Source organism: Halomonas sp. HP20-15, assembly GCF_033446685.1.
Classification (GTDB): domain Bacteria; phylum Pseudomonadota; class Gammaproteobacteria; order Pseudomonadales; family Halomonadaceae; genus Modicisalibacter.
In genome coordinates, this window is record NZ_JAWQLY010000010.1 from 104,687 (window position 1) to 125,545 (window position 20,859).

Genomic DNA, 20,859 nt, shown 5'->3' on the forward strand with positions numbered 1-20,859 from the left:
TCCAGAGAGCGGATGCTTTGCATCCGCTTTTCTTTTGTCAGTATCACCCACCATCGAGCGCTCTGTAATCGGTCGGGCAAGAGGATAGCCGTTGTCAGGAAGCCGTTTCCGCGGCGCTGATCTGCAGGTGCACGACCGGCAGGCGACGCAGATGATCGCTCAGCCACTGCACCAAGCGTGACTGTAGCTGGTTGCGCAATTGCGCAGGAGTTTCGGCATCGAGTTGTTCCAGCGTGTCGTCGAGCCAATCGGCGAAGGCCGTTTCGTCGAGTGGCGAAGCACCGGAATAATCGATCAGCAAGCGTCCCACGCGATGCCAGCCGCCACTCACCGTCATCACCGGCAAAACCAGATAGAAGCGTCCCTCGCGGGGCTGCCTGGATTGCGCTGCAGAATCCTCGAGACCTTGCAGGGCGTGGACCTGATCCTGATGGACGATATGCGGATTCTGTGCAATATGACGCTCGACGGTCAGCGTCGCGCGCTCGACACGGATCAGGTCGCCATTGCTGGGTGCGAGCGGTGCGTCGACTCCGCATGACTCGGCCAGCCGCTGGTGGGCTTCCTGGTGGCGGCGCTCACCATGAACCGGAAGCAACAGGCGCGGCTTGACCCACTCGTAGAAGGTCCGCAGTTCGTCCTGGGCCGGGTGGCCCGAGGCATGCAACTCGGGATGCCGGGTTTCCTCGAGTACCGCCACGTCCAGGCGTTTGAGCGCCAGTTGGAGGCGCTCGATCAACCGCTCGTTGCCAGGAATCGCCTTGGCCGAGAAGATCACCGTATCGCCGGCCTGTAGCTCCAGGTCGGGATGCCGACCCTGGGCGAGACGCGACAGGGCGGCCCGCGGCTCTCCCTGGCTGCCGGTGGCGATGATCAACACCTCCTCGGCAGGCAGGTAACCCAGATCGCGCACCGGCACCAATTGCGGGAAATCCTCCAGATAGCCCAGGTCACGCGCTGTGCGGACCATGCGTTCCATCGAGCGCCCCATCAGGCTGACACGGCGCCCGCAACGTGCGGCGGCGCGTCCCACGGCCAGCACACGCGCCAGGTTGCTGGCGAAGCAGGAGACGATGACGCGGCCTGTGCAGGCACCGATGGCGCTCTCCAGCGCCCGCGCGACGTCGCCTTCGCTACGCGACCAGCCGGGCAGGGTGGCATTGGTGGAATCGCCGACGAGCATGTCGACCGGTGCCAGCGAGGCATAGAGTCGCTCGTCGACCGGCCTGCCGATCAGCGGTTCGGGGTCGAGTTTCCAGTCGCCGGTATGCAGCACCCGATGATGGGGCGTGGTGAGCAGCAGCGCGCAGCTTTCGGGAATCGAGTGGGTCAGCGGCAGGTAGCGCAGCGTGAACGGCCCGCTCTCCAGCGCGTCGCCGGGCTCGACGATGCGGATTGCATCGACGGCCAGGCCGCGTTCCAGAAACTTGGCCCGCAGCAAACCGGCGGCCAGCGGGGTGGCGTAGATGGGGCAGTCCCAATGGGGCCACAGCCAGGCGGCGGCGCCGATATGGTCCTCGTGGCCATGGGTGATGATCAGCGCACGCGGACGAATGCCCAGCGGCGGCAGGCAACCCACGTCGGGCACCTGGAGTGGCGAATCGGGCAGATCCTGACGCAGCATCATCCCGCAATCGATGGCGATCCATTCATCGCCGTAGCCATAGAGGCTGAGGTTCATACCGATCTCGCCACAGCCTCCCAGCGGCAGGAAGTAGAGAGGCGGGCGTTTTCGGGGGCGGATCTGGACGCGAGATTGCAACATCAGTGACACGAGCTTGTGAGGGAGGCCCCACTATACGAGATGCGTTGCCCGGCCCACAACGAACGTAGCCAAGTCGGGGCAATTGGTTACAATGTGCGACCGTTCACGGTTTACCGAGAGTTCCCACCCCTTCATGTCGCATTCTTATCGCCTCATCGTGTCCTGTCCCGACCGGGTCGGCATCGTCGCCCGGGTGTCCAATTTCATCGCCGACCAGCATGGCTCGATCACCGAAGCCAATCAGCATTCGGACCTGGTCACCGGGCGCTTCTTCATGCGCTATGAGATCCGCTTCGACGCGGACGCGCCGGCGATCGAACATATCCGCGAGACGTTTCAGCCGATCGCCGAGACATTCGGCATGGATTGGTCGCTCCATGACAGCGCTCAGCGCAAGCGCATCGTACTGATGGTTTCCAAGGCCTCGCACTGCCTGGTGGATCTCCTGCATCGCTGGAATATCGGCGAGCTGGATTGTCAGATCCCCTGTGTGATCTCCAACCATGACGAACTGCGCTCGCTGGTCGAGTGGCACGGCATTCCCTTCCACCATGTGCCGGTCACGCCCGACGACAAGGCGACCGCTTTCGCCGAAACCGAGCGGCTGATCGCCGCGGCCCAGGCCGATGGCGTGGTCCTGGCGCGCTACATGCAGATCCTGCCGCCAGGGCTGTGCCAACGCTATGCCGGTCGGGTGATCAATATCCATCACAGCTTCCTGCCGTCATTCGCCGGCGCCAAGCCCTATCATCAGGCCTACGCCCGGGGCGTCAAGCTGATCGGGGCGACCTGTCATTACGTGACCGAAGAGCTGGATGCCGGGCCGATCATCGAGCAGGACGTGCATCGCATCACGCATTGCCACACCACCGAGGACCTGGTGCGCTTCGGCCGCGATATCGAGCGTGCAGTGCTCGCCCGGGGCTTGCGTTGGCATCTGCAGGATCGAGTACTGATCCACGGCAACAAGACGGTGGTGTTCGCCTGAGAAGGCGGCGTAGGGATCGTCGGGGGGCAGAGCGGGCGGTCAGGGAAACAGCGACAACTGGCGAGCGTCGTCGGGGGGCGCCAGACGCACGCCCACCCCGAGCAGGCGTACCGGCCGGCTGCCGCGCGCCCAGGCCTCGTCGAGCAGGGCGAGGCAGTGAGCGGCCTCGGGCCGTAGGCCGCCGCCCTCGAGCGTGGTCAATGTGAAGTCGTTGAAACGTACCTTGACGAATACGCCTTTGATCGCCGGGTTGCCGTGACGCGCCAGGCGTTCATGGAGGCGCTCGATCAGGGACGGCATCTGCGCGCGGCAGGCGGCGAGGTCGGGCAGGTCACGGTGGAAGGTGTTCTCGGCACTCACCGACTTGCGTTCGCGCTCGGTTCGCACCGGGCGATCGTCGATGCCGCGGGCGAGTTCGTAGAGCCGTCGGCCGAACTTGCCGAAGCGCTCGCTCAGCGCTTCCCGCGACCAATGCTGCAGGTCGGCGCAGGTGACGATGTTCAGCGAGGCCAGCTTGGCGGCGGTGGCCGGACCCACCCCATGCAGCTTGTTGACGGCTAGCGTGCTGATGAATGCCTCGACCTGGTCGGGCGCGATGACCGTCAGCCCGTCGGGCTTTTCCCAGTCGCTGGCGATCTTGGCGAGAAACTTGCTCGGCGCCACGCCCACCGAAACGCTGATGCCGGTACGCCGCATCGCCTCGCGCTTGATCCAGTCGGCCATCCAGGTCGCGCTGCCGCGAAAGCGGCGCACTTCGCTGACGTCGAGGAACGCTTCGTCGAGCGAGAGCGGCTCGACCAGCGGCGTCAGTTCGTGAAAGATCGCCTGGATGCGCTCGGAAACCGCCCGATAGCGCGGAAAATCAGGCGGCAGCAGCGTCAGGTCCGGACACAGACGCAGGGCCTGTCCGGTGGGCATGGCGGAGTGCACGCCGTAGCGTCGCGCCGGGTAATTGCAGGTGGCGATCACGCCGCGCTGCGCGGTACTGCCGCCGATCGCCAGCGGCACGTCGCGCAGCGCCGGGTTGTCGCGCATCTCCACCGCGGCGTAGAAGCAGTCACAGTCGGCATGCAGGATCTTGCGCATGGTTCATCCGTCAGACGGTGCCGATGTGGCGCGTCCTAACCCAGGGCCTGGCCATTGCCGCCGCGAATCACGCCGACGCCGACGCCCTCGATGTCCAGATGGTCATGGCGCAGATTGACCTCGATCGGTTCGAAGTCGGGGTTTTCGGCGATCAGCCATACGCGATGGCCCTCGCGCTTGAAGCGCTTGACGGTCACGTCATCCTCCAGGCGAGCCACCACGATCTGACCGTCGCGGACCCGATCGGTCCTGTGCACGGCGAGCAGATCACCCTCGAGGATTCCGGCGTCACGCATCGACAGCCCGCGTACGCGCAGCAGGTAATCGGCACGCGGCGAAAAGAAATCGGCGGGCAGCGGGCAGTAGCGATCGATATGCTCGGCGGCGAGCACCGGACTACCGGCAGCGACTTCACCGATGATCGGCAGGCCGCTTTCGTTGTCGGCGAGACCGGCTTCGTTCTCGAAGTTGGTCTGACCGGCCAGGCGTATGCCCCGCGAGGTGCCGGGGATCATGCGGATCACGCCCTTGCGGCTAAGCGCTCGCAGGTGCTCCTCGGCGGCGTTGGGCGAGCGGAAGCCCAGCGCACGAGCGATCTCGGCCCGGGTCGGCGGATAGCCCAGTTCATGCATGGTCTTGACGATGAAATCGTAGACGTTTTGCTGGCGCGGGGTAAGAGCGCGAGTCATGCGGCCTCCGCTGGTCGCTTAACGGGTTCGTGGTTAAGTATACAGCATGGAATTGCATCCAGTAATCGGCAAGTTTGCGCTCGGCTCGAATACCTACAGCGTGTACCAAGCGTTTGAAACGAGCCTGTTTGTTGAAGAAACGTTAACCGGGTAGAATCCCGGTTACGTTTTAAACAATCGTTTTCCAGCAGGCGGGATATGTCATGGCTCAGACCGACACAGTGACGCGGATACTCAATACCGCCGAAGTGCTGTTTGCCGAGCGCGGTTTTGCCGAGACGTCGTTGCGCAACATCACCAGCAAGGCCAAGGTCAACCTGGCGGCGGTGAACTACCATTTCGGCTCCAAGAAGGCGCTGATCCAGGCGGTCTTCGCGCGTTATCTGGACCCGTTCACGGAACGCTTCCATGCCACGCTCGACGAGCTCGAGACCCGCTACGGTGGCCAGCCGATCCCCCTGGAGGTGTTGCTGGAAAGCATGGCGCGCACCGTGCTCGAGGTGCCGGCCGAGCGCAACAGTCTCAAGGTGTTCATGCGCCTGCTGGGACTGGCCTACACTCAGGCCCAGGGGCATCTGCGCGGTTATATCCAGCAGCAGTACGGCAGCGTCTTCACGCGCTTCGCCGAACTGGTACGCAAGGCCACCCCCGAGCTTCCCGATAGCGAGCGTTTCTGGCGGCTGCACTTCATGCTGGGCACGGTGATCTTCACGCTTTCCGGGCTCGATGCGCTGCGCGACATCGCCGAACAGGACTATGGCGAGCATGTCAGCGTCCGTGAGCTGATCCGCCGCCTGCGGCCGGTGGTGGTTGCCGGGATGAACGCGCCGCTGCCCGAGGACCCACACGCAATGGCGGGGTAAGCATGCGAACACCGCGACTCAATGAATTGCCGCCGGCGGGCGCGCTATGGCTCGAGATCGATCTGGCGCGTCAGTCGCTGACCGTTTGGCAGGGCCGGGAAGCGCTGGCATGCCATGCCATCTCGTCGGGCGTCGCGGGTAACGGGCAGCGCGACGGCAGCGGCCAGACGCCGCTGGGCTGGCATTATGTACGTGCGGCGATCGGCGGTGGCGAGCCGCCGGGCACGGTGTTTCGCGGCCGCCGACCCACCGGCGAGGTGTTTGGCCCCGAACTGGCGGCGGCCCACCCCCAGCGCGACTGGATTCTCACGCGGATCCTCTGGTTGTGCGGGCTGGAGCGCGGTTTCAATCGCGGTGGTGCCGTCGACTCCCAGCGCCGCTATATTTACCTGCACGGCACGCCAGACACGGAGCCGATGGGGCGGCCCGCCTCGCACGGCTGCATACGGCTGCGCGACGAGGCGTTACTCAGCCTGTTCGAGCGGGCCGGGCCGGGTACGCCGGTGTGGCTGCACGACTGACCGTCAATGCCTGTTGTCGGGGCCGTCATTGGTCTAGAATCGGCCCCCCTCAAAGCCAAGGACTCCGACCATGACCCAACCGCTCGGCCCGGTGATGCTGGATCTCGAAGGGACTACTGTGAGTCGCGCCGAGCGCGAACTGCTGATGCGCCCCGAAGTCGGCGGCGTGATCCTGTTCGCGCGCAACGTCGTCGATGCGGCCCAGATCGGCGAGCTATGCGCCAGCCTGCGCCAGGTGCGTCCGGACCTGCTGTTGGGGATCGACCAGGAGGGTGGACGGGTCCAGCGGCTGCGCGAGGGCGTGACGCGGTTGCCGTCGATGGCCCGGCTGGGCCGCTGTTACGTGAGCGACCCCCAGCGCTGCCTGCATCTATGCCAGGAAGCCGGGTGGTTATTGGGCATGGAAATGGCGGCCTGCGGGCTCGATCTGAGCTTCGCCCCGGTGCTCGACGTCGACGCCGGCATTTCCAGCGTGATCGGCGATCGTAGCTTCTCGACGGATCCGCACGCCGTGGCGACGATGGGCGGCGCGTTCATCGACGGTCTTCACGAGGCCGGCATGGTCGCCGTGGGCAAGCACTTCCCGGGACATGGCGGTACCGCCGCCGACTCGCATACCCACGAGGTCGTCGACGAGCGGCCGCTGCAGGCGCTTAGGGCCCACGACCTGATCCCCTTCGCCGAACTGGCCGGACGGCTCGACGGCATCATGCCCGCGCACGTGGTCTATCCGGCGTTCGACGCGCGGCCGGCCGGTTACTCGCCGAGCTGGTTGGGGCTGCTGCGCGAGGAACTGGGCTTTCGCGGCACGATCTTCTCGGACGATCTGTCGATGGCGGCCGCGCACACCGCGGGCGATCCCGCCGCGCGCGCCCTGCAGGCGCTCGATGCCGGCTGCGACATGGTGCTGGTGTGCAACGACCGCGACGCCGCCCGGTCGGTCGTCGAGGCCTGCGCGGGGCGCGCTTCCAAGCGCCCGGCCAAGTTGCGCTACGGCCGTGCCCGGCCGGGGCTCGATACGCTGACGGCGCTGAGCCGCTGGCGCAAGGCCCACGCGCAGCTCGAGGCGCTGGTCGACGAGCCCGCGGACCCCGCGCCGCGGGGTTGAGCATGCTGGAGGTACTGGCGCCACTCGAAGACTGGGTCAGCAGCCGTTTAGGGCTACCCGGCTGGTTGCTCACACCGACGGTAATCCTGGCGCTGGCGCTGGCCGCCGACCTGTTTACCCGGCTGGTGGTCTGGCGCGGGGTGCAGCTGCTGGAAAAGACCCGCAATCGTTGGGACGACACCCTGCTGCTGGCGGTGCGTCGTCCGCTCTGGGTGGGCATCTGGGGAACCGCGATCGTCGGCATGGCGAGCCTGCTCGCCGAGCGCTTCGGCAACCAGTGGGCGAGCGAGCATGCGCCCACCGCGCTATGGCTGTTCATGCTGGCAATGATCGGCTGGAGCGGGATTCGCCTGACCCGACTGATCGAGAAGCGCCTGGTATTTCCGCCGGCCAAGCACCCCGGTCGGCCGCTGGATGCCTCGACCGCCTCGGCGATCAGCAAGCTGATCGGGGCGACGATTCTCACCCTGGTGATTCTCGCCATGCTCCAGGCGCTGGGCATGTCGATTTCAGGCCTGCTGGCCTTCGGTGGCGCCGGCGGGCTGATTGTCGGCTTCGCCGCGCGCAACGTGCTGTCCAACTTCTTCGGCGGCCTGGCGATCCATCTCGACAATCCGTTCAAGGTCGGCGATTGGGTCAGCTCGCCGGATCGCGAAATCGAGGGCGTCGTCGAGGACATCGGCTGGCGGTTGACGCGCATTCGTACCTTCGATTCGCGTCCGCTCTACGTACCCAACATGATTTTCGGCTCGATCGCCGTGGTCAATCCCTCGCGCATGCTTAACCGCCGCATCTTCGAGACGCTGGGGCTGCGCTATCGCGACATCGGCGAGGTCGGCGATATCGTCGCGCAGATACGCCACTATCTGGAGCAGCACGATTCGATCGACCAGGACAATCTGCTGTTGGTCAATTTTTATACCTATGGCGCCTACTCGCTGGATATCCTGATTCACGCCTATACCCATACGACCGATTGGGGCGAGCATCAGGCGATCAAGCAGGAAGTGCTGTTGCGCATCGCCGCTATCGTCGACGAGGCGGGTGCGGCAATCGCCATGCCGAGCCGCGAGTTGCACCTCTCCGATGGCTTGCCGTTTCGCCAGGCCGAGGAAGCGCAAAGCTCTAAAGAAGACGCCGAAGCGTCCCAATACAGCGGCGAAAGACCGCCTTCAACGCTGGATTCATCGCGCCACGCCGCTTCCCACAAGGAGCGCGCGCGTGGACCTTCCGCAAGCGACAGTGACGCCAATTCCGATGCCTGAACACGATAGCACGCACCACGATTCCCTCACCTCCATGCGCGAGCTCATGGACAACGCCGATTGTCTGATCTCTCAGTCCCAAGTCGAGCGCGCGCTCGACCGCATGGCCGAGGCGATCACCGACAAGCTGGGCGACAAGCTGCCGGTCTTCTACTGCGTGATGAATGGCGGGCTGATCACCACCGGCCACCTGCTGACGCGGCTGGGCTTCCCGCTCGAGGTCGATTACCTCCACGCGACTCGTTACCGTGGCGGCACGCGCGGCGGCGAGCTGTTCTGGCGGGTATCGCCGGAAGTACCGATGGCGGGCCGGCATGTGGTGATCGTAGACGACATTCTCGACGAGGGCGCTACGCTGGCGGCGATTCTAAGCTACTGCCGTGAAGCCGGCGCCGCCAGCATCTCGACTGCGGTGCTGGTCGACAAGCGCCACGAGCGCAAGGCGGCACCGGATCTCAAGGCCGATTACTGCGGCCTCGAGGTCGAGGATCGCTATGTGTTCGGTTTCGGCATGGACTACAAGGGCTATTGGCGCAACGCGCCGGGCATTTTCGCCCCCAAGGGCATGTAGCGCCATCGCCGGTTGGCTGGCGCCTTTTGCGAGGATCAGCGAATGCTGGCCATCATCGGCGGTAGCGGATTCACCACCCTGGCCGGACTCGAAGTCATCAAGCGCCACTCGGCAGAAACGCCGCTGGGGGCGGCTTCGGCGAGTGTGATCCAGGGCACCCTGGGGGATAGCCAGGTGCTGTTTCTGGCCCGTCACGGTCATCCGCACAAGCTCCCCCCGCATCGCATCAACTACCGGGCCAACCTATGGGCACTGCGCCAGACCGGCGCCAGCCGCATCGTCGCCGTCAATGCGGTGGGCGCGATCGATCCGCTGCTCGCGGCGGGCACGCTGGTGGTTCCCGACCAACTGATCGACTACACGGTGGGGCGCGAGTCGAGTTACTTCGACGGACGCTACAAGCCGCTCAAGCACATCGACTTCTCGGCGCCGTATAGCGAGACGCTGCGCCGGCAACTGCTGGCGGCCGGGGCGCAGGCCGGCGAGACGCTGGCGGCTGGCGGAGTCTATGGCTGCACCCAGGGGCCGCGGCTGGAAACCGCCGCGGAGATCGCTCGCCTGGCGCGGGACGGCTGTCGACTGGTGGGCATGACCGGGATGCCCGAGGCGGTATTGGCGCGCGAGCTGGCGATCCCCTATGCCTGCCTGGCGATAGTGACCAATTCTGCGGCAGGCGTCCCTGCGGCAGGCGTTCCTGCGGCAGGCGTCGCTGACGGCGAAATTAGCATGGCCGAGATCGACGCCGCGCTGGTCACCGGCGTCGAGCGCGTCAAGCGGGTCATCGCGGCGCTGTTGGGCTAGCTAACGCCAAGGTCGTGGCGATGGCGCCTCCGTTGCAGCCCGAGCCGCCGACTACAGCCCCAGCTCCTGGGTGGCGGACTCGCGCATCTTGAACTTCTGGATCTTGCCGGTGACGGTCATCGGGAAGGCATCGACGAACTTGACGTAGCGCGGCACCTTGTAGTGTGCGATGCGGCCCTGACAGAACGCCCGGAGTCCTTCCTCGTCGAGTTGCTGGCCCTCGACCAGCTTGACCCACGCCATCACCTCCTCGCCGTACTTGTCGTCGGGGACGCCGATCACCTGGACGTCGGAAATCGCCGGGTGCGTGTAGAGGAAGTCCTCGATCTCACGGGGATAGATGTTCTCGCCGCCGCGGATGATCATGTCCTTGATGCGCCCGGTGATCGCCACGTAACCGTCGTCGTCCATCTGTGCCAGGTCGCCGGTATGCATCCAGCCGGCGGCGTCGATCGCCTGGTCGGTGGCCTCGGGGTTCTGCCAGTAGCCGAGCATCACGCTATAGCCGCGGGTGCATAGCTCGCCGCGTTCGCCGCGTGGCACGATGCGTCCGGTCGAGGGATCGACCAGCTTGACCTCCTGATGGGGGTGAATGGTACCGACGGTGGTCACGCGCTTGTCGAGCGGGGCGTCGGTCTGGGTCTGCAGGCTCACCGGGCTGGTTTCGGTCATGCCGTAGCAGATGCTGACTTCCTGCATGTGCAGCTTGTCGATCACCTGACGCATCACCTCGATGGGGCAGATCGAGCCGGCCATGATCCCGGTGCGCAGCGACGACAGGTCGAAGCGGGCGAACTCGGGATGCTCGAGTTCGGCGATGAACATCGTCGGCACGCCGTAGAGGGCGGTGGCGCGCTCCTCGGCCACCGTCTCGAGGGTGGCCAGCGCATCGAAGCCCTCGCCGGGATAGATCATCGCCGCGCCATGGGTCATGCAGCCCAGGTTGCCCATCACCATGCCGAAGCAGTGATACAGCGGAACCGGAATCACCATGCGGTCCTCGGCGGTCAGGCCGATGCGTTCGGCGACGAAGAAGCCATTGTTGAGGATGTTGTGGTGCGACAGCGTGGCGCCCTTGGGCGCGCCGGTGGTCCCCGAGGTGTATTGGATGTTGATCGGATCGTCGAACTGCAGGCTGGCCTGCAGGGCGGCGAGTTCCTCGGCGCTCGTCTCGCCGGCGCGCTCGAGCAGTGCATTCCAGGTGAGCATGCCGGGCAGCGCCCAGTCCTCATCGAGACACACCACGCGCTTGAGCTCGGGCAGCCGTTCGCCGGCGAGCGCCGCGCCGGCCTGCTCGTTGAGTGCCGGCACCAGCTCGGCGACCATGTCGGCGTAGCGCGAGGTCTTGAAGGCGCCCTGCAGGATCAGCGTCGAGGTACCCGACTGGCGCAGCGCGTATTCGAGTTCATGGCTGCGATAACTGGGATTGATGTTGACCAGGATGGCGCCGATCTTGGCGGTGGCGAACTGGGTGATCGCCCACTCGGCGCGGTTGGTCGCCCAGATGCCGACCCGATCGCCGCTCGCCACACCCACGGCGAGCAGGGCGCGCGCGGCGCGATCGACCTCGGCTCGAAGGCTCGTCCAGCTATAGCGCAATCCCTGGTGTCGGCTGATCAGCGCATCGCGATCGGGGTGGCGGGCGACGGTTGCGTCGAAACAGTCACCGATGGTCTCGCCCTTGAGCGGCCGCTCGGCGATGCCGCTGACGTAGCTGGGGCGAGTGTCCGGGACGGTGCGGGTGGTGGCTTGGCGTGTCATCGTCTCGATTCCTGCTTGTTATTGTGGGCTCGGGCAATGCCTTGAAAGCTGTGGTGTGTGGAAACCAACGGTTCAGGAGCTGGCGCGTTGCCGTGACAGCACGGCCAGCGAGTCGCGGCAGCGTGCCTCGACGTCGTCGAGTTCGTTCTGCAGAGCCTGAATGTCACGTAGCTGCTGGGTGAGCGCGGCGCGCTTCTCATCGAGGATGTCCAGCATGCGACGTAGCTGGCGCTCATCGCCGTCGGGCGCATGATCGTAAAGATGGATGACCTCGCGGATCTCGGCCAGCGAAAAGCCCAGGCGCTTGCCGCGTAGGGTCAGCTTGAGACGCACCCGGTCCTTGTCGTGATAGATGCGTGTCTGGCCGCGGCGCTCGGGCTCGAGCAGGCCTTCCTGTTCGTAGAAGCGGATGGTGCGCGGGGTAACCTCGTAGCGCCGTGCCAGCTCGCCGATGGTGTAGGTGCGGCGGTTGCTGTCGTGCGCGTCGGCGGAGCTGGCGGGGGTCGTCTCTGGCATGCGGCTGATCCTCGCGGTCGGTGGGGATGACGCCGATGTCATCGTGCCCGTCGCCCTAGGCTAGAGTAGCCTTACGTTTACGTAAAGTAGACTAACGGCCGTCTTGCCCGCCCACCGCGCGCTGCTAGGTTAGAGCGACGAGCCACGCAAATGCCATGAGCCCGTCGGGGCGCGCAGTAGATCAGCGCCGAGCCCGACAGGCTCCCCACCGAGGAATACCGGTCATGGACTTCGCTTTGAGTGACGACCAACGAGCCCTGCAGCAGGCCGCTGCCGACTTCGCCCGGGCCGAGCTCGCCCCACACGCCGCCGAGTGGGACGCCACCGCGCACTTTCCCGTGGAGGTCATCCGTCGCGCCGGCGAAGCCGGCTTTCTGGCCATCTACGTCGATGAGGCGCGCGGCGGGCTGGGGCTGTCGCGCCTCGACGCCGCGCTGATCTTCGAGCAACTCGCCCAAGGCTGCGTGTCGACCACCGCCTACCTGACGATTCACAACATGGCGACCTGGATGATCGCCAACTGGGGCGGCGAGGCGCTGCGCGAGACCTGGATGGAGCGGCTGGTCAGCGGCGAGCGGCTGGCCTCCTACTGCCTGACCGAACCCGGTGCCGGTTCCGACGCCGCCAGCCTGCTGACCCGGGCGGTGCGCGACGGCGATGAGTATCGCCTGACCGGCAGCAAGATGTTCATCTCCGGCGCCGGGGCCACCGAGGTGCTGGTGGTGATGGCACGTACCGGCGCGGCGGATTCGGGCGCGGCGGGAATCTCGACCTTTCTGGTACCCGCCGACAGCGCGGGAATCGAGTACGGCAAGAACGAGGAGAAGATGGGCTGGAAGAGCCAGCCGACCCGGCTGGTCAGCTTCGACGATGTGCGGGTGCCCGCCGGCAACCGACTGGGCGAGGAGGGCGAGGGCTTCAAGCTGGCCATGAAGGGGCTCGATGGCGGGCGGCTGAATATCGCCAGCTGTTCGCTGGGTGCGGCCCAGCAGGCGCTGACGCTGTCCCGCGACTATCTTCATGAGCGTAAGCAGTTCGGCCGTGAGCTGGCGACGTTCCAGGCCCTGCAATTCAAGTTCGCCGACATGGCCAGCGAGTTGCTCAGTGCCCGGCTGATGGTCCGCCATGCCGCCTGGCAGCTCGATCGCGGCGATCCCCAGGCGCCGGCCCACTGCGCGATGGCCAAGCGACTGGCCACCGACATCGGCTTCCAGGTCTGTAACGATGCCCTGCAACTGCATGGCGGTTATGGCTACATCAGGGAATACCCGCTCGAGCGGCTGGTGCGCGATACCCGCGTTCACCAGATCCTCGAGGGGACCAACGAGATCATGCGCCTGATCGCCGCGCGCCGGCTGTTCGAGCCGGGCGTCGTCGAGCTGCTGCAATGAGCGGTGCGCCCGCTCGGCCGAGACAACAACGAACGGGAGACGCCAGACGATGACCCAGGATGTCGTGCTTTTCGACGAGTGGACGACCCGCGACGAGCGTCGCATCGGGGTGGCCACGCTCAACGCGCCGCGCTCGCTCAACGCCTTGTCGCTGGCGATGATCGAGCAATTGCTGGAGCGCCTGGAGCGGTGGGCCGCCGACCCGGCGATCGCCGCGGTGTGGCTCGAGGGGGCGGGCGACAAGGCGTTCTGCGCCGGTGGCGACGTGGTCGCCCTGTACCGGGCGATGAGCGATACCGAAGGCCCCGACGATGCCGACTTCGCCACTCGCTATTTCACCGCCGAGTACCGTCTCGACTATCGCATCCATCGTTATCCCAAGCCGCTGATCGCCTGGGGCGACGGCATCATCATGGGCGGTGGCCTGGGCCTGATGGCCGGCGCCGGCGAGCGGGTGGTCACCGAAACCTCGCGCATCGCCATGCCCGAGATCACCATCGGGCTGTACCCCGACATCGGCGCCAGCTGGTTTTTGAGTCGCATGCCCAGCGCCCTGGGCGCCTACCTGGGGCTGACCGGCGCGCAGTTGAACGCCCGCGATGCCTTGCTGGCGGGGCTGGCCGATCGTTTCATTCCCCGCGAGCGGCGCGAGGCGGTGATCGCCGCCCTGCAGCTGGGCGAGCTCGCCCGCCCGGGCGCCGTGGCCGAAATACTGGCCGGTTTCGAGGCGCGCGACCAGGCGCCCGAAAGTCCGCTGTTGACCCATTTCGACCTTATTCAGAAGCTGGTCGGGGTGCCCCATCTCGGCGGTGCCGTGCAGCGCATCCTCGAAGACGGTCACGACGACCCCTGGCTGGCCGCCAATCGCCAGCGCCTGGCGGACGGCTGCCCGATCACCGCTCACCTGATCTGGCGCATGCGCGAGCGCCATCGCCACTCGAGCCTCGCCGATACCTTCCGCGACGAGCTCAACCTGTCGGTGCAGTGCACGCGACATGCCGATCTCGCCGAAGGCGTGCGGGCGCTGCTGATCGACAAGGACAAGACACCGCGCTGGTCGTATCCCGACGTGGTCAGCGTTCCGGCGTCGGCCGTCGACGACTTCCTGGCGCCGCTATGGTCGCCCACAGAACATCCGTTGCGCGACCTTTGAGGCCGGATCGAGTCGGTCGCCGGTAACAACAACAAACCAGAGGAGCACAGTCATGTCAGCCATAAGAAAAGTCGCCTTCATCGGACTGGGTAACATGGGCGCACCAATGGCCGAGAACCTGATCAAGGCCGGTCACCAGGTGAGGGTCTTCGACCTGGTCGAGGCCGCCATGCACACGCTCGAACAGGCCGGTGCCCAGCGCGCCGCCACCGCCGGGGAAGCCGCCCGCGGCGTCGATGTGGTGATCTCGATGCTGCCCGCCGGCGCCCACGTGCGCAGTCTCTACCTGGGCGACGACGGCGCGCCGGGCCTGCTCGATTCGCTCGACGCCAAGCCGCTGTTGATCGATGCCTCGACCATCGCGCCCGACGATGCACGCACGGTCGCCGAGGCTGCCGCGGAGCGCGGCCTGGACTATCTCGACGCGCCGGTATCGGGCGGCGTCGGTGGCGCACGGGCCGGCACCCTGACCTTCATCGTCGGCGGCAGCGCCGAGGCATACGCCCAGGCCCGGCCGCTGCTCGAGGCCATGGGCAAGAACGTCTTCCACGCCGGCGACAGCGGCGCCGGCCAGGTCGCCAAGCTGTGCAACAACATGCTGCTGGGCATCCTCATGAGCGGGACCGCCGAGGCGCTGGCTCTGGGCGTCAGCAACGGCCTCGACCCGGCGGTGCTCTCGGAGATCATGAAGCAGAGTTCGGGCGGCAACTGGGCGCTCAACGTCTACAACCCCTGGCCGGGCGTGATGGAACAGGCGCCGGCCTCCAACGATTACCAGGGCGGGTTCCTGGTCGACCTGATGGGCAAGGATCTGGGGCTGGCGACGACGCTGGCGCTGGAGTCGCGCGCAGCGATCCCGATGGGCGCGCAGGCGCGCAACCTTTTTGCCTTGCACGCCGCCCGGGGCAACGGACGGCTCGACTTCTCGAGCATCCAGCGCTTCTACCGTCCCGGCGAGCAGGACGCGTGATGCAGCATGCCCGCCGCCGATGTGCATTGCCCGGCGCTGACGGGCTTCTATGCTGAGGGGAGGCCGCCGGCCGACAACCCACTCTGAAGCCGAGGAGGTAGCGTGATGCCCAAGGTACTGCTTGCGGTCGCCGATGGCAGCGAAGATATCGAAACCGTGACCCTGATCGACGTATTGCGACGCGCCGATATCCAGGTCAGCGTCGCATCGGCAACCAGCGAGGTCACGCTGACCCTGGCGCGAGGCACCCGACTGATCGCCGACACCCGCCTGGCCGACATCGACCCCGACAGCGAATTCGATGCCATCGTCCTGCCCGGCGGCATGCCCGGCGCCGAGCGCCTGCGTGACAGCGAGACGCTGACCACGCTGCTGCAGCGTCAACGCCAGCGTGAGGGCTGGATCGCCGCCATCTGCGCTGCGCCCGGCGTGGTGCTGGCCGCCCACGACCTGGTGCGCGGCTACATGGTCACCGGCTTCCCGGCCTTCCAGGCAGCGCTGAACGATGCCGGTGGCCATCTCTCGCAGCATCCGGTGGTCGAGGACGGTCGGCTGCTGACCAGCCAGGGCCCGGCGACGGCGATGGGCTTCGCGTTGCATCTGGTGGGCTTGCTGGTCGACGAGGCGACCGAGCGGCGCATCGCCGAGGGCTTGCTGGCCGCCAGTCAGGAATCGGCCCTCCAGAGACACTAACCCGCTTCAAGGAGAACCCGATGGCCGCGACGACCCCGGTCGACTGGCGCGATCCACTGTGCCTGTCGGCGCAATTGAGCGACGAGCAGCGCCAGGTACAGCGAACCGCCCACGACTATTGCCAGCAACGGCTGATGCCGCGGGTGCTCGAGGCCAATCGCCACGAGCATTTCGATCCCTCGATCATGACCGAGATGGGCGCACTGGGGTTGCTCGGCGCGACGCTCGACGGCTACGGAGCGGCGGGTCTCGATTACGTCAGCTATGGCCTGATCGCCCGCGAGGTGGAGCGGGTCGATTCCGGTTATCGCAGCGCGCTGAGCGTACAGTCGAGCCTGGTGATCTATCCGATCCATGCCTTCGGCAGCGAGGCCCAGCGCGAGCGTTACCTGCCGCGGCTGGTCAGTGGCGAATGGATCGGCTGCTTCGGGCTCACCGAGCCCGACCACGGCTCGGATCCCAACGGCATGGCGACCCGCGCCCGACGGGTCGATGGCGGCTGGCGTCTCGATGGCAGCAAGACCTGGATCACCAACGCCCCGGTCGCCGACGTCTTCGTGGTATGGGCCAAGGACGATGACGGCCGGTTGCGCGGTTTCGTGCTCGAGCGCGGCATGCCGGGGCTGTCGACCCCGGCGATCGAGGGCAAGTTCAGCCTGCGCGCCTCGAGCACCGGCCAGATCGTGCTGCAGGACGTGAGGGTCGACGACGGTGCCTGCCTGGCGAACGTCAGTGGGCTTAAGGGGCCGTTCTCATGCCTCAATCGGGCACGTTTCGGCATCGCCTGGGGCAGCATGGGCGCCGCCGAGTTCTGCTGGCAGGCGGCGCGCGACTATACCCTGACGCGCCATCAGTTCGGCCGGCCGCTGGCCGCCAACCAGTTGATCCAGAAGAAGCTCGCCGACATGCAGACCGAGATCGCGCTGGGCCTGCAGGCGGCGCTGCGCGTCGGCCGGCTGATCGACGAGGGCCAACTGATCCCCGAGGCGATCTCGCTGATCAAGCGCAACAATGCCGGCAAGGCGCTGGACATCGCCCGCCAGGCGCGCGACATGCACGGCGGCAACGGGGTCAGCGACGAGTACCACGTGATCCGCCATCTGATGAACCTCGAGGCGGTCAATACCTACGAGGGGACTCACGATATCCATGCCCTGATCCTGGGGCGCTGCCAGACCGGCATCCAGGCCTTCAGCGCGGACTGAAGCGCCGCTGCAGCCCGGTCTCGGCGATCAGCCGGGTGGAGATCTCCTCGATCGAGAAGCGCGTGGTATCGATGTAGGGGATGTGGTAGCGACGGTACAGCGCTTCGGCCTGCTGGATCTCCTGCAGGCACTGGTCGATCGAGCAGTAGCGGCTGTTGGGCCGGCGCTCGGAGCGGATCGCCGCCAGCCGGCGCGGGTCGATGGTCAGGCCGAACAGCTTGTGGCGGTAGGGCGCCAGGGCGCTCGGCATCTTGAGGTTGCCATCCTCGTCCTGGTCGTCCTCGGTCAGTGGGTAATTGGCCGCGCGGATGCCGAACTGCAGCGCCAGATAAAGCGAGGTCGGCGTCTTGCCGCAGCGCGACACGCCGGTCAGGATCACGTCGGCGCTGTCGTAGTGCTGGGTGCGTGCCCCGTCGTCGTTGTCCAGCGCGAAGTGCACCGAGTCGATGCGATGCATGTAGATGTCGTCGCGACCGATGGCGTGGGTACGGCCCACCGAATAGGAGGAGTGGACCTTGAGCTCCTCCTCGAGCGGCGCCAGAAAGGTGGTGAAGACGTCGACCTTGAAGCCCGGCACGCGGCTGATGATGTCGCGGATGGTCTGATCGACGATGGTGTCGATGATGATCGGCGTCTCGCCGTCGCGCGCCGCGGTGGCGGCGATCACCTCGGCGAGGTTGTGCGCCTTCTCGTTGCTGTCGATGTACGGCTTGGTGACCATCTTGATTTCGAGGCTCTCGAACTGGGCCAGCAGGCTGCGGCCCAGGGTCTCGGCGGTGATGCCGGTTCCGTCGGAGATGAAGAAGGCGGTGCGGGACATGCCGGTTTTCTCGCGGGAAGTTCGTTGCATTGTCGATGCTCGACGCCGGCGCGGCAAGCCACCGGTGTCGACTACAGGAATGTGACGAAAAGCGCCAATGTTGTAAAAATACTCCAGTGACTTCGCTATTAGACTAATGGCGAATACGATCCTCGCTTGGTAGGGTGCTGACATCTGCCAGGACGGCGCATTCGGCGCCCAGGGCGTCATGGACCGAAACGAGGGGACCTCTCTTGGAACACTATATCGAATGGTTCGACAGTCTCGGTATGGACGATGTCGAACGGGTGGGCGGCAAGAACGCCTCGCTGGGCGAAATGATCTCAAATCTGGCCGGCGCCGGGGTCACGGTGCCCGGCGGCTTCGCCACCACCGCGTTCGCCTACCGCCAGTTCCTGGCCCACGAGGGGCTCAACGAGCGCATCAACGAAGCCTTGGCGCGCCTCGACGTCGACGATGTCAACGAGTTGGTGCGCGTGGGTGGCGAAATACGCCAGTGGGTGATCGACACCCCGCTGCCGCCGGAATTCGAGGTGGCGCTGCGCGATGCCTATCGCGAACTCGAGTCGCGTCACACCAACCTCAAGGTCGCGGTGCGCTCATCGGCGACCGCGGAAGACCTGCCCGACGCCTCTTTCGCCGGCCAACAGGAAACCTTCCTCAACATCGAGGGCTTCGATAACGTCAAGCGGGCGGTTCACGAGGTGTTCGCCTCGCTGTTCAACGACCGGGCGATCTCCTATCGCGTGCACCGCGGTTTCGATCACGACCAGGTCGCGCTGTCGGCGGGCATCCAGAAGATGGTGCGTTCCGAGACCGGGGCCAGCGGCGTGATGTTCACCCTGGATACCGAATCCGGCTATCGCGATGCGGTCTTCATCACCGGCTCCTGGGGGCTGGGCGAGACCGTGGTCCAGGGCGCGGTCAATCCCGACGAGTTCTACGTCCACAAGCCGACGCTGGCCGCCGGGCGCCCCGCAGTACTGCGCCGCACGCTGGGTTCCAAGCTGATCAAGATGACCTACACCGACGAGGCCTCGGCGGGCAAGTCGGTGCAGACCGTCGATGTCGCTCCCGCCGATCGTGCACGTTTCTGCATCGACGACGAGGCGGTGATGGCGTTGGCGCGCCAGGCGGTGACCATCGAGCAGCACTACGGACGGCCGATGGATATCGAATGGGCCCGCGACGGCGACGACGGCAAACTGTACATCGTCCAGGCGCGCCCGGAAACCGTGGTCTCCAACCAGCAGGGCGGCAAGCTCGAGCGCTTCCAGCTCAAGCAGAAGGGCCGGTTGCTGATCTCGGGACGGGCGATCGGCCAGCGCATCGGCCGCGGCGCGATCAAGGTGATCGAGACCTCGGCGCAGATGGACAAGGTCAACAACGGCGACATCCTGGTTACCGACATGACCGATCCCGACTGGGAGCCGGTGATGAAGCGCGCCTCGGCGATCGTTACCAACCGCGGCGGACGCACCTGCCACGCGGCGATCATCGCCCGCGAACTGGGCATCCCGGCGGTGGTCGGCTGCGGCGATGCCACCGACGTGCTCGAGGATGGCCGCGAGGTCACCGTTTCGTGCGCCGAGGGCGATACCGGACACGTCTACGACGGGCTGCTCGACTACGACTGCACGACCACCAGCGTCGACAGCATGCCCGACCTGCCGTTCAAGATCATGATGAACGTCGGCAACCCCGATCGCGCCTTCAACTTCGCCAGCCTGCCCAATGCCGGTGTCGGCCTGGCGCGTCTCGAGTTCATCATCAACCGCATGATCGGCGTGCATCCCAAGGCGCTGCTGGAGTACGACCGGCTGCCCGCCGACCTGCAGCAGATCATCGACGTGCGTACCGCCGGCTATCGCGATCCGGTGACCTTCTATGTCGACAAGCTGGTCGAGGGCATCTCGACCCTGGCGGCGTCGTTCTATCCCAAGCCGGTGATCGTACGGCTGTCGGACTTCAAGTCCAACGAGTACGAGAACCTGATCGGCGGCAAGCTCTACGAGCCCGGCGAAGAGAACCCGATGCTCGGCTTCCGCGGCGCTTCGCGCTATATCTCCGAGACGTTCCGGCCGTGTTTCGAGCTCGAGTGCCAGGCGCTCAAGCGGGTGCGCGACGAGATGGGCCTGGACAATGTCGAGATCATGGTGCCGTTCGTACGCACCCCGGACGAAGGGCGCCAGGTGGTCGAGCTGCTCGAGGCCAACGGCTTGAAGCGCGGCGATCGCGGGCTGCGCATCATCATGATGTGCGAACTGCCGACCAATGCGCTGCTGGCCGAGGACTTCCTGCAGTACTTCGATGGCTTCTCGATCGGCTCCAACGACCTGACCCAATTGACGCTGGGTCTGGATCGCGACTCGGGGATCGTCGCCCACCTGTTCGAGGAGCGCGATCCGGCGGTCAAGAAGCTGCTGGCGATGGCCATCGCCGCCTGCCGAGAGCAGGGCAAGTACGTGGGTATCTGCGGCCAGGGGCCGTCGGATCATCCCGATCTTGCCAAATGGCTGATGGAGCAGGGCATCGATTCGGTATCGCTGAATCCCGATGCGGTACTCGAAACCTGGTTCATGCTGGCCGGCGAGACCCTGGCCTGACCCACCCGCACCCAGCGATGAAGACGCCCGGCACGTTCAACGACGCGCCGGGCGTCGTCGTTTTCGGTAGCGCTTGAAAGCACTGCG

General features: G+C 66.0%; 19 protein-coding genes. 13 read left to right on the top strand and 6 right to left on the bottom strand.

The annotated features are described in order from the left end of the window. Positions 1-94 precede the first annotated feature (94 nt). Positions 95-1,681, bottom strand: a complete 1,587-nt coding sequence (locus tag R6258_RS14135; RefSeq protein WP_318451567.1) for a ribonuclease J — start codon at positions 1,679-1,681, stop codon at positions 95-97. 217 nt (positions 1,682-1,898) lie between these two features. Between R6258_RS14135 and purU the strand changes: the two genes are divergently transcribed. Continuing rightward, complete coding sequence (purU, locus tag R6258_RS14140) at positions 1,899-2,753, top strand: formyltetrahydrofolate deformylase (RefSeq protein WP_318451429.1); 855 nt, start codon at positions 1,899-1,901, stop codon at positions 2,751-2,753. A gap of 39 nt (positions 2,754-2,792) precedes the next feature. Here purU and dinB read toward each other — a convergent pair whose 3' ends face one another. Continuing rightward, a complete protein-coding gene (gene dinB, locus R6258_RS14145) occupies positions 2,793-3,839 on the bottom strand; it encodes a DNA polymerase IV (protein WP_318451431.1) in 1,047 nt (348 codons plus the stop codon). A 35-nt stretch (positions 3,840-3,874) separates the two neighbouring features. Next, positions 3,875-4,528, bottom strand: coding sequence for a transcriptional repressor LexA (gene lexA / locus R6258_RS14150; protein ID WP_318451433.1), 654 nt, complete (start codon positions 4,526-4,528; stop codon positions 3,875-3,877). A gap of 203 nt (positions 4,529-4,731) precedes the next feature. Between lexA and R6258_RS14155 the strand changes: the two genes are divergently transcribed. The 6 genes from R6258_RS14155 (at position 4,732) to R6258_RS14180 (ending at position 9,657) form a co-directional block, all read left to right on the top strand. After that, positions 4,732-5,391: a TetR/AcrR family transcriptional regulator gene (locus R6258_RS14155; protein ID WP_318451435.1), complete on the top strand. Its 660-nt coding sequence runs from the start codon at positions 4,732-4,734 to the stop codon at positions 5,389-5,391. A gap of 2 nt (positions 5,392-5,393) precedes the next feature. After that, positions 5,394-5,912 (top strand): L,D-transpeptidase, encoded by a 519-nt coding sequence (locus R6258_RS14160; RefSeq protein ID WP_318451437.1) that lies wholly within the window; start codon positions 5,394-5,396, stop codon positions 5,910-5,912. Between the two features lie 70 nt (positions 5,913-5,982). After that, positions 5,983-7,020: a beta-N-acetylhexosaminidase gene (gene nagZ, locus R6258_RS14165; protein WP_318451438.1), complete on the top strand. Its 1,038-nt coding sequence runs from the start codon at positions 5,983-5,985 to the stop codon at positions 7,018-7,020. A 2-nt stretch (positions 7,021-7,022) separates the two neighbouring features. After that, positions 7,023-8,285 (top strand): mechanosensitive ion channel family protein, encoded by a 1,263-nt coding sequence (locus tag R6258_RS14170; RefSeq protein WP_318451440.1) that lies wholly within the window; start codon positions 7,023-7,025, stop codon positions 8,283-8,285. Next, positions 8,278-8,856, top strand: coding sequence for a hypoxanthine-guanine phosphoribosyltransferase (locus R6258_RS14175; protein WP_318451442.1), 579 nt, complete (start codon positions 8,278-8,280; stop codon positions 8,854-8,856). Before R6258_RS14170 ends, R6258_RS14175 begins: the two co-directional genes overlap by 8 nt. A gap of 42 nt (positions 8,857-8,898) precedes the next feature. Continuing rightward, positions 8,899-9,657, top strand: a complete 759-nt coding sequence (locus R6258_RS14180; RefSeq protein ID WP_318451448.1) for an S-methyl-5'-thioinosine phosphorylase — start codon at positions 8,899-8,901, stop codon at positions 9,655-9,657. 51 nt (positions 9,658-9,708) lie between these two features. On the opposite strand, the gene R6258_RS14185 is transcribed toward R6258_RS14180, so the two are convergent. After that, complete coding sequence (locus R6258_RS14185; RefSeq protein ID WP_318451451.1) at positions 9,709-11,418, bottom strand: AMP-binding protein; 1,710 nt, start codon at positions 11,416-11,418, stop codon at positions 9,709-9,711. 72 nt (positions 11,419-11,490) lie between these two features. Continuing rightward, positions 11,491-11,934 carry a MerR family DNA-binding transcriptional regulator gene (locus R6258_RS14190; RefSeq protein WP_318451454.1) on the bottom strand — a complete coding sequence of 148 codons (444 nt, stop codon included), beginning with the start codon at positions 11,932-11,934 and terminating at the stop codon, positions 11,491-11,493. 224 nt (positions 11,935-12,158) lie between these two features. Between R6258_RS14190 and R6258_RS14195 the strand changes: the two genes are divergently transcribed. From R6258_RS14195 to R6258_RS14215, 5 genes are all read left to right on the top strand, one after another. After that, positions 12,159-13,325, top strand: coding sequence for an acyl-CoA dehydrogenase family protein (locus R6258_RS14195; RefSeq protein WP_318451460.1), 1,167 nt, complete (start codon positions 12,159-12,161; stop codon positions 13,323-13,325). Positions 13,326-13,374: 49 nt separating this feature from the next. Next, complete coding sequence (locus R6258_RS14200) at positions 13,375-14,478, top strand: enoyl-CoA hydratase/isomerase family protein (RefSeq protein ID WP_318451467.1); 1,104 nt, start codon at positions 13,375-13,377, stop codon at positions 14,476-14,478. 52 nt (positions 14,479-14,530) lie between these two features. Then, positions 14,531-15,448, top strand: a complete 918-nt coding sequence (mmsB, locus tag R6258_RS14205) for a 3-hydroxyisobutyrate dehydrogenase (RefSeq protein WP_318451483.1) — start codon at positions 14,531-14,533, stop codon at positions 15,446-15,448. Positions 15,449-15,553: 105 nt separating this feature from the next. Further along, positions 15,554-16,141: a DJ-1 family glyoxalase III gene (locus tag R6258_RS14210; protein WP_318451488.1), complete on the top strand. Its 588-nt coding sequence runs from the start codon at positions 15,554-15,556 to the stop codon at positions 16,139-16,141. Between the two features lie 20 nt (positions 16,142-16,161). Then, positions 16,162-17,346, top strand: a complete 1,185-nt coding sequence (locus R6258_RS14215) for an acyl-CoA dehydrogenase (protein WP_318451494.1) — start codon at positions 16,162-16,164, stop codon at positions 17,344-17,346. On the opposite strand, the gene R6258_RS14220 is transcribed toward R6258_RS14215, so the two are convergent. Beyond that, positions 17,333-18,166, bottom strand: a complete 834-nt coding sequence (locus R6258_RS14220; RefSeq protein ID WP_318451574.1) for a pyruvate, water dikinase regulatory protein — start codon at positions 18,164-18,166, stop codon at positions 17,333-17,335. The genes R6258_RS14215 and R6258_RS14220 overlap by 14 nt on opposite strands. 233 nt (positions 18,167-18,399) lie before the next feature. On the opposite strand from R6258_RS14220, the gene ppsA reads away from it, so the two are divergent. Continuing rightward, positions 18,400-20,772, top strand: coding sequence for a phosphoenolpyruvate synthase (gene ppsA / locus R6258_RS14225; RefSeq protein ID WP_318451496.1), 2,373 nt, complete (start codon positions 18,400-18,402; stop codon positions 20,770-20,772). The last annotated feature ends 87 nt before the right edge of the window (positions 20,773-20,859 follow it).